Raw genomic sequence first — 9,676 nt, forward strand, 5'->3', positions numbered from 1 at the left:
CATAAAACAAAAAATAAAAAAGGTTGAGGATTTCTCAACCTTTTACTACATTCAATTTATTATTTTCTAACTCCTTGCGATTATCTACTGCAGATTGCTGTGTCATAGTACACTTGCCTTCAAAGAAGGCGTCTTCATCTACGATAAAGGTTTTAGCTTTAACATCTCCTAGGATCCTTCCAGTGGAGGTGATACGTAGCTGTTCTGAAGCAGTTATATTTCCGTCTACTTTACCAGCAGCAATGATATTGACAGCATAGATATTACCAGCAATGACAGCTGTTTCTCCTAAATATACATCTCCTTTAATTGAAACTTCCCCTCGAACTTCTCCATCAATCCGAATGGTACCATCACCTTTTAACTGTCCCTCGAAGCTGGTGTTTTTTCCAATAATTGTATTAAATTTTTCTTGACTGATATTTTCTGAACCTTGCTTTTTATTAAACATAAGTTTTCCTCCTAATAATCATTTAATCTTTCAATAACTCCATTGGATCAATCGGCTCACCATGCTTTCGTACCTCAAAATGCACATGAGGACCAGTACTTCGACCAGTACTACCCATTTTTGCGATAACATCGCCCTCTTTTACATGCTGTCCCACACTTACAAGATTTTCCCTGTTATGTGCATAAACAGATACATAGCCATTTCCATGCGATACTATAACCATTCTACCATAGCTTCCATTGTAGCCAGAATAAGTAACTACACCACTGCCGGCGGCTAATATATCCGTATTGTGTACATTAGCGATATCTATGCCACTATGAAATTCCCTTCGTCGATTGATTGGAGAGATTCTATAGCCAAATCCCGAAGTAATACGGCCTATTGCTGGTTGTAGATTAGGCAATGCATCAAGATAATCCAGTTGCTTTTCTACATCATCCACCAATTGACTCATGGTTTCTTTTTGTTTTTCAATCAGTATTTCTAGATATTCCATATCTTCCTCGTACTCTTCTATGTAGGAGGGAGAACGCTGATAGGAACGAGATACCAAGAAAAATGGTTCCTCTAATTTGTTTGAAGTCTCTTGTGTATCTAGACCTACGATGTCTAAGACATGTTTTTTCAGCTCATTTAAACTAAAGAGCTGTTTTTCTATCTCAGCAGAGCGTTGTGTGAGAAAAGTGATTTCACTAGCTTGTCTCATATTTTCTTCTTCTAAAACCATCACATTGGCCCTAGCTACATGGAGCTGTTTTTGTGTACTTAATAGTGTGCTTGATGAAATAGCAGTTACTATTAAGGTAATAATAATGCAGGACAATGTAAATAGAGGAATCCAGGAAGGAATTGTAAACTCCATAATTTTCCCAGTTGAATTTGGAATGATCATAAAGGTAAGCTTCTTTTTTTTGATGCGATTTAAATGCTGAAACTTTTTCATAAATACCCTCCCAAAATAGCACATGAATAGTTCTTATATTTTTTATTCTATAATTATACCAAAAACCCTGCATAAAATGAAATCTTTTCCTTTATAAATATATATTGGTTTAAAGGATGAGCTTAGAAGGAATGGATAAAGATTTAAATAATATTGTAAAATTCAAAAAATATTCACAATTAATTATGAAAATTATGGTAGAATGAAAGAATAATGGAAATTAAAATGCACATATCCTAGAAGCATCTAATGGAAGATGAGTTTTGTTTATGGATGCTCTAGAGAAAGGAGGAGTCCTATGAAACTAATCAATAATCGATATAAAATTGAAACCTGTGTAGATAAAAATGAAGCTGAATATGTCGCAACGGATTTATTCAAAAAAGATAGAAAAATGTTAATCTATATTGTAGAAAATAATAGTTTTACAAAAGAGTTTTTGAAGTATTGTATTGATAACTTTTATAAAGTCTCCTCCCTGAATCATTCCAATATCCTTTCTGTTTATAGTTTTGGCATTGTTGAATCTATTGATGATAAGCCTAACCATGATGATTTATATTACTATACAACAGAGTATATTGATAAAGAAAGTACTATATTGGCGAAGAACAAAACTCATCAAGAAATAGTTTTACATTGCTATAAACAACTTTTCTCATGCCTGCAGTATTTGCATTTCCATGGGATTATTTATAAACTAATAAATTTGGAAACATTATTCTTTTATCAGCCACAGCAACAGTTGAAATTCTTAGATCTAATAACCATTAAGAAAAAAGAAATGGAAAAGAAATATATAGAATCTGATTTAGCATATTTTACAGCCCCAGAGCTGACCTATGGTATTGAGGTTGGAGAGTATACGGATATATATTCTTTAGGGGTGTTTTTGTATTACATGCACACAGGTAAGGAATTCTATCATACCCAATTATTAAATAAGATTAAAGATACTTATTCTAACCCAGAAAAACAGTGGGAGTATGATTTTTTTTCCATCATAAAAATTATGACAAATCTTGACTTTACAGAAAGAATGCAAAGTGTTTATGAGACAAATGAAAAAATTGCAAACTTGTTTGGCATTCAGGAGAAACTGGAAAATAAAAAAGAGTTAGAGGTATTAAACTTTAAAACGCCTATTACTGGTAGAGAAGCAGAATTACAGCAAGTATTTTATGCTACTAAACTTAAAGAAGGAAGAATAAGGAAAACACAGTATAATTTATTGTTGATCCATGGAGCCAGTGGAATTGGGAAAACAAGATTTCTCAATGAAGTTATTTATAGAATGAGATTAGAAAAATATAAAAGCTTTAATACTAGTATTACCACCCCAAAAGATAGCTTTTTTAGTGTAATGCCTGTATTGCTAAGAAGAATGCTGAAGGAAGCAACACCCACTCTTATTGAGAAATATGGAAATGATTTAGTAAAGTTAATTCCTGAAATTAGAACAAACAAAAATCTTCAGCATATAAGAGAACTGCCTGAAGAAAAGGAGCTATTGAGACTATATGACAGAGTAGCTAACTTCATTATTGCTTTAACCACCGATAAACCTAGTATCATTACAATAGATAATATAGATGTGGGTGATTTATCTATAATAAAGTTCATAGATTATTTTGTGAACTTAAATATACTAAAACAATCTCCTGTGTGGTTTGTTGTAACCTTTAATGAAGAGACCTATAGATATATTGCTATAGAGGCATATGTAGATAAATGGAAAAAAAGAAACACAACAATGGAAATAAAGCTAGGAAGTTTAACACTAGAAGAAACAGCCGAAATAATACAAAACATATTAGGCTGGAATAAAAGGCCTCTGGGCTTCGCTTCGGAAGTAGTAAAAGAAACAGAAGGAAACCCTTATGTAGTAGAAGAAATGCTAAAGGCAATGTTAGGGGAAAACTTATTAAAAGTGGATTGGGACTCAAAAAATAGAAGACATATATGGCGAAAAACCTTTGATCATTATTCAAAGCCAAGGTTTTCTAATATTTTTGATAAAGCATTACTAAAGCAAATAGAATCTGCTAATGAGTTGCAAAAAAGAGTCTTAGAAACCATATCTATTTTCAAAACAGCTGTGTCCCTGGAAACCATTAATAGGATGCTAGGAGAAAAACAGGATTATTCACCTTATCTAGAAGAGTTAGTGCAATTAAAAATATTAAATGAAAAACTAGAGGACTGGGGATATACCTATGGTTTCTATAGTAAACAGCTAAAGCATTACATATACAACAATATCAACAAAACAATTAAGGTAAGCATGCATATAGCAGCTAGTAGGATTTTAGAGGATCTCTATAAAAAAGAAGCAAGGGAAAACAAGGATGAGTTAATATATCATTTGATACAGGCTAATCAAAGAGATAAAGCTATAGGCTACTGTATAGAATCAGGAGACGGCATGTATCGTCTAAAAGTTTATACACAGGCAATGTATTTTTATGATAGAGCCTATAAACTATTTGAACCATCCTACGATGAAAGAAAAATCCAAATTATCATTAAGCTAGCAAATGCATATCAAAAACAAGGCAATAATGAAAAAGCAATTCATTATTATAAAGAAGCTATTATGCTTGCTGGGAAATACAATGATATATATACGATGATCGATGCAACCAATAAAATGGGACATATTTATCTCCTTAGAAATGAAACAGATATTGCAATTGACTATTTGGAAAAGAATACTGTTATGGCTACTAAGCATAAGAACCATGACGGGTTATTGGAGGCTGGGTATTTACTAAGTAATGGTTATATAAATACTGGAAAATTAACAAAAGCTGAAGTCATATGTGAGGATCACCTCAAATTAGCTAATCAATACCAAAGCAATGGATACATAGGATTATTTCTAAGTCAGAAGGGGCTGATAAGACATTTAAAAAACAATCCCGTTCATGCCATAAAGCTATTTAAGGATAGTGTTACTTATTTTGAAAAAGCCAACAGAAAGCAGGATGCTGGAAAAACCTTAAATAATATTGGCAACGTATTTTTAGATTATTTTCAAGATAGTAAAAATGCAAAAAAATATTTTGAGAGAGCCCTAGCCATCGCACAGCAATTTGATGATTTTGAAGTAATGGTAAGAAGTTATCAAGGTATTGCTACTGCATACATGCTGGAGGATGAATATAAAAAAGCTGTAGATTTATTAAGGAAAAATATTGAATTATCCTTTGGACTACAGGATGAGAGTATTAGATTTCTAGGTTATCTGAGTACTATAGATTGCTATAGATCTATGGGAGAGTATAGGAAAGCATATAGTTATTTACAAAAGATAGAGAAGGAGCAACCAATTTATTTGAAGCAGGGTATCTATAGAGAACGTTATTATGAGATAGCAGTTAAATTTTATAAGGCAGTAGGGTCCTATGAAGAAGCATTAGACTATATTCATCAATACCATAGACAAAATAAACTATTAGATCAAACAGATTTAAAGCAAAAATTAAAAATGCAAAAATTAGAATTTTTTATTAACCTTCAGCTTAAAAAACCTGTGAAGGATAAAGCTTTATTTAACATAATTGAAAAGTATAGAAAGACCTCCTACAGTAGAGATCGAAGAGAGCTGTTATTTGATGCATGTATGCATTTTTTAAATAAAAAGGATTGGGCAGTGTTACAACATTTACTGGAGGAAGATGATAGTATAGCAAGCCTTTTAAATACTGATTATTTTAAGCTTCAAAGAAAATATATTCAAGGATTGTCTGCAGAAACAATAGAAGAAAAAACAAGGATTTTGGAGAATTTATTATCTCATAAAGCTGAAGAGCTTTGCAAAGAGTTAAAATGGAAAATCTATAAAGAATTAGGTGAAGGATATTTTGTATTAAAAGAATTTTATAAAGCAACCAGCCATTATTTTCAAGCGCTATACACCATAAAAACCTTGTATTTTAAAGTTCCAGAAGAATATAAAAACAACTACTTACTTAGTAAGGAAAAGTATCATATCAAAGAAAAATTATTAGATATGGAAAAGCTAATCAATACAGGGGGATTTTATTTCTATAACAGTATAAATGATTCTTATCTTTCTCCTAAAACAGCTATCGATCCAAAAAACTTTTTTGAGATTAGCAGCATGCAATCATTATTTAAGAATCCAGAGTTTTATAATTTAGCTTTAGAGCAATACGAAAAAGTATTCCCTTTTAACATTCACAAAGTGGAGGACTTAGTAAAAGCCTTAGTATATAACACAGAGTACAACCTTGATTTACTATTAAAGTTGGCAGCAAAAAATCTGTTGGCTACTAAAGCTATTATAGCAACACATAATAATTACGAAAAAGTAGTTTCACTAGGACAAGAAATCATGATTGAAGAGATCGGTCATATTTTGGAGAAAGTAGCAAAAAAGCAACAAGGATTATATATAAATAACATTAATAACTTTATGGAGACAGATAAAGAATTTATGTATCATGATACGAAAGCATTTATTTGCCTGCCTATCATTGAAAACCCTCCAGAACATGAGATTACTCAACAGGATAAAAGACAATTTGTTGCTTCAAAGCTATTAGGCTATTTATATTTAGAAACTGATGAAATTTTTAACAACTTTACGGTAGAAGGCTACGAGGAATGCGAGAAATTATTGGCATTAGCCGCCATATTATTAGATAATTACTACTTAAAAATTTCTTCCTTTACTGATAAGTTGACAGGGGTATTCACTAGAAAGCACTTTGAGTATGTATTAGAAGAAGAAGTGGAAAAAGTGAAAAATCAAAATCTATGTTTTTCCATTATTATGTGTGATATTGACTATTTTAAAAAGATAAATGATAACTATGGTCATCAAAAAGGTGATGAATTACTGGCAAAGGTTGGAGGTATATTAAGAAAAAGCATAAGAAAAACTGATTTTGTAGGTCGATATGGTGGAGAAGAGTTCATTATTCTTTTACCTCAAACTACAAAGAAACAAGCCTTCAAGGTTGCTGAAAAGATTAGAGATCAATTACAAGAGTCTGCATTGCTGGGACAAGAAGAGCTAACTATAAGCTGTGGCGTTGCTACCTACTATGAGGATGCAACCAATAAAGAAGCAATCATTGAAAAAGCAGACCAAGCTCTTTATACCGCTAAGGAAAGAGGCAGAAATCAAACGGTTCTATGGGAAGAAGGTATAAGCTTTCATAATAAGAGAGCTGATAAACTGGCAGGAATTATTACCGGCAATATCGTAGAAGACCAACAAAATGTCCTAGTGATGACTGAAACTATTGAACTAATGGAAAAAGGGGTATCTACAGAGGAAAAAATCTTTTTTGCTTTAGGCAGACTGGTAGAACTATTACATGTGAATGAAGCTGTGTTATTGCGATTGAATAATGAGGAAATCGTAGAAAAATTCGCTAGAAGGCGGTTTCAGGAAACATGGGTAGAGGATATGACATATAATCATAGTTTAATACAAAGAGTAATTGAGACAAGAAAAGGAGAATTCTTAATTGATTGGCATGATACAAGCGAAATTGATATCATCACAGGTACACCCAATTGGAAATCCGTCATGACGGTACCGATTATATATGCTGGAGATCTAAAAGGAATTATGCTTTTTTCTGTACCTGTTAAGGAAAAGGAGCTAGACTTTTATGCCTACAACATAGCCAGGACAACGGCTGGAATCATAGGAGCATTTTTAAGTAATGACTAACAGAATAATATCTTCCTGAAGTTGAAATAATAACAGTGATACTATTTAACCATCAAGGAGGTATAGAAAAAAATGAAAAGAAAAGTCGCTGTAGAAGGCACATTGAATGATGTAAAAGGCTATTTACAAGAAAAAGGTTATGAAGTAGAAGAACTAAATAACCAGAATAATAATTTGAACAACTATGATGCTATTATCATAACTGGACAAGATAGTAATGTATTAGGCATGGAAAAGGCAGTAACAAAATCTCCAATTATTACAGCTAGGGGACAGTCTGCTGAAGAAATATATAAACAAATAGAAAATAGAATGAAATAAACCACCAGAAAACCCAGCTACCCCAATGCATACTGAAATACTTGAGGGTACTGGGTTTTTAAAAGCAATGAAAAAGATGGAGATTGTTCACCAGCCTGAGCCTTGCTAAGATTTTTTCTGAGATACTTGGCAAAAATCTTGGCTATTTTTTTATTTTAAATTACCATTTTAAAGCTTTAGCACATTAAAAAGGCATTTTACTAAAATATTTTTAAATATTACAAAAAAATTGTAAAAATAACAGAAAAAATAGTATACTAATATATATAAACATAAATAAGAAGGCATTAAGATTTTTGTAAATATGAGGCAAGGAGTGAAGGAATTGAATAAGATTTGGATTGATGGAGACAGTTTGACCCTTGAAGAAATCATTCAGGTGGCTAGAGATAACTACCCAGTAGATATAACAGCAGATGCAATGGAGAAAGTAAACAAAACTAGAAAGTTAGTGGATGATTATGTTGAGGATGAAAAAATAGTTTATGGTATAACAACTGGTTTTGGAAAATTTAGTGATGTTGCCATCTCTAAAGAGGAAACGGAAACATTACAGAGAAATCTAATTATCAGTCATGCTTGTGGTGTGGGTAACCCTTTTAGTGAAGAAACAGTAAGGGCAATTATGCTATTAAGAGCCAATGCATTAGCCAAAGGATACTCAGGAATACGCTTAAGCACTTTAGAGACTTTAATTGAAATGCTAAACAAAGGGGTTCACCCAATTATTCCAGAGAAGGGCTCCTTAGGAGCTAGTGGAGACCTAGCCCCATTATCTCATATGGTATTAGTAATGATGGGTGAGGGAGAAGCAATTTATGGGGGCAATAGAATGACAGGCAAGGAAGCCATGGAGACAGCTGACATAGCAACTATTAGGTTAACCTCAAAGGAAGGATTAGCACTTATTAATGGAACACAGGTAATGACTGCAGTAGGGGCATTAACAGTATACGATTCCAAACAGTTACTAAAGCTAGTAGACATAGCAGCGGCACTAACAGTAGAGGCTCAAAGAGGGATCATAGATGCATATGATTGGAAGGTTCATCATGTTAGACCCCATGAAGGACAGCAGCAAACTGCAAAAAACTTATTATCTTTATTAGAGGGTAGTACATTCACTACTAGGCAAGGAGAATTAAGGGTGCAGGATGCTTATACCCTTAGGTGTATTCCACAAATCCATGGTGCCAGTAGAGATGCTATCAATTATGTTGAGGCTAAGATAAACATTGAAATTAATTCTGCAACAGATAATCCATTAATCTTTACGGAAGAAGGAGAAGTAATTTCTGGCGGGAACTTCCATGGTCAGCCCTTGGCATTATCCTTTGATTTTCTAGGTATTGCCATTGCAGAGCTTGCCAATGTTTCAGAGAGAAGGATAGAAAGACTAGTAAATCCTCAACTAAGTGGTCTGCCAGCCTTTTTGACAGCAAAGGGAGGGTTGAACTCTGGGTTTATGATAGCCCAATATGCAGCAGCTGCCTTGGTTTCTGAAAATAAAGTATTGGCCCATCCTGCCAGTGTAGATTCTATTCCATCCTCTGCTAACCAAGAGGATCACGTGTCTATGGGAACAATTGCTGCTAGAAAAGCCAAAGAAATTTATGAGAATACTGTAAATGTGCTGGCTATTGAGTTAATGGTGGCAGCTCAAGCCATAGATTTTCATAAGGACCATAAGCTTGGGAAAGGAACAAGTGAAGCCTATAGAATAATCAGAGACCATATTTCTATTTTACAAGAGGATCGGGTTATGTATGAGGATATCAACAGAAGTGCTGCTTTAGTAACAACACATGAAATTGTTAAAGGGGTAGAGGCTTATGTAACTTTGTTATAGCCCCTATTTATAATTATATTTATTTATAAAAACCCAGCAACCTGTGGTATGAACTGCCCCCTGTCAAGTAGACAGTGGAAATAATAAAAACACAATTAAGCGACTAGACGCCTATATTCCATTGGGCTCTGGTCGTTTAATTTTTCTTGTAATCTCTCATAATTATAGAAATACATGTACTCGTTAATAGCATCATTTAACTCTTCAAAAGTTTTATAGCTTTTTAAATAATACTTTTCGCATTTTATTATTCCAAAGAATCCTTCCATCGGACCATTATCGATGCACTTTCCAACCCTAGACATACTCTGGGTTATTTTAGCTTCATCTAGTTTCTTCTTAAATTGCTTAGACGTATATTGAAATCCTCGATCACTATGAAATAGAGGCCTT

The 9,676-nt window shown here is 33.1% G+C and carries 6 protein-coding genes; 3 read left to right on the forward strand and 3 right to left on the reverse strand.

Annotated features, from left to right (window positions below):
- Window positions 1-34: 34 nt before the first annotated feature.
- Both BMX10_RS15410 and BMX10_RS18505 read right to left on the reverse strand, forming a co-directional pair.
- On the reverse strand, window positions 35-451 hold the full coding sequence (locus BMX10_RS15410; RefSeq protein WP_090446291.1) for a bactofilin family protein: 417 nt from the start codon (window positions 449-451) through the stop codon (window positions 35-37).
- Between the two features lie 22 nt (window positions 452-473).
- Window positions 474-1,400 (reverse strand): M23 family metallopeptidase, encoded by a 927-nt coding sequence (locus BMX10_RS18505; RefSeq protein ID WP_139176476.1) that lies wholly within the window; start codon window positions 1,398-1,400, stop codon window positions 474-476.
- Between the two features lie 298 nt (window positions 1,401-1,698).
- Here BMX10_RS18505 and BMX10_RS15420 point away from each other — a divergent pair, with 298 nt between their 5' ends.
- From BMX10_RS15420 to hutH, 3 genes are all read left to right on the forward strand, one after another.
- A complete protein-coding gene (locus tag BMX10_RS15420; RefSeq protein ID WP_170834856.1) occupies window positions 1,699-7,113 on the forward strand; it encodes a diguanylate cyclase in 5,415 nt (1,804 codons plus the stop codon).
- A gap of 72 nt (window positions 7,114-7,185) precedes the next feature.
- Window positions 7,186-7,434: a YkuS family protein gene (locus tag BMX10_RS15425; RefSeq protein ID WP_090446296.1), complete on the forward strand. Its 249-nt coding sequence runs from the start codon at window positions 7,186-7,188 to the stop codon at window positions 7,432-7,434.
- A 304-nt stretch (window positions 7,435-7,738) separates the two neighbouring features.
- The gene (gene hutH / locus BMX10_RS15430) at window positions 7,739-9,283 is read left to right on the forward strand and encodes a histidine ammonia-lyase (RefSeq protein ID WP_408633608.1); all 1,545 of its coding nucleotides are present in this window, start codon (window positions 7,739-7,741) and stop codon (window positions 9,281-9,283) included.
- 95 nt (window positions 9,284-9,378) lie between these two features.
- Here the strand turns inward: hutH and BMX10_RS15435 are convergent.
- Window positions 9,379-9,676: IS3 family transposase (locus tag BMX10_RS15435; RefSeq protein WP_139176478.1), on the reverse strand; the 298-nt coding region annotated here is incomplete at its 5' end.

Origin of the sequence: Natronincola peptidivorans (genome assembly GCF_900111615.1) — a bacterium.
Lineage (GTDB): Bacteria > Bacillota > Clostridia > Peptostreptococcales > Natronincolaceae > Natronincola_A > Natronincola_A peptidivorans.

Bases quoted from the DNA above. Each gene is read 5' to 3' on its own strand.
- BMX10_RS15410 (WP_090446291.1), bottom strand. From the start codon at position 451: ATGTTTAATAAAAAGCAAGGTTCAGAAAATATCAGTCAAGAAAAATTT.
- BMX10_RS18505 (WP_139176476.1), bottom strand. From the start codon at position 1,400: ATGAAAAAGTTTCAGCATTTAAATCGCATCAAAAAAAAGAAGCTTACC.
- BMX10_RS15420 (WP_170834856.1), top strand. From the start codon at position 1,699: ATGAAACTAATCAATAATCGATATAAAATTGAAACCTGTGTAGATAAA.
- BMX10_RS15425 (WP_090446296.1), top strand. From the start codon at position 7,186: ATGAAAAGAAAAGTCGCTGTAGAAGGCACATTGAATGATGTAAAAGGC.
- hutH (WP_408633608.1), top strand. From the start codon at position 7,739: ATGAGGCAAGGAGTGAAGGAATTGAATAAGATTTGGATTGATGGAGAC.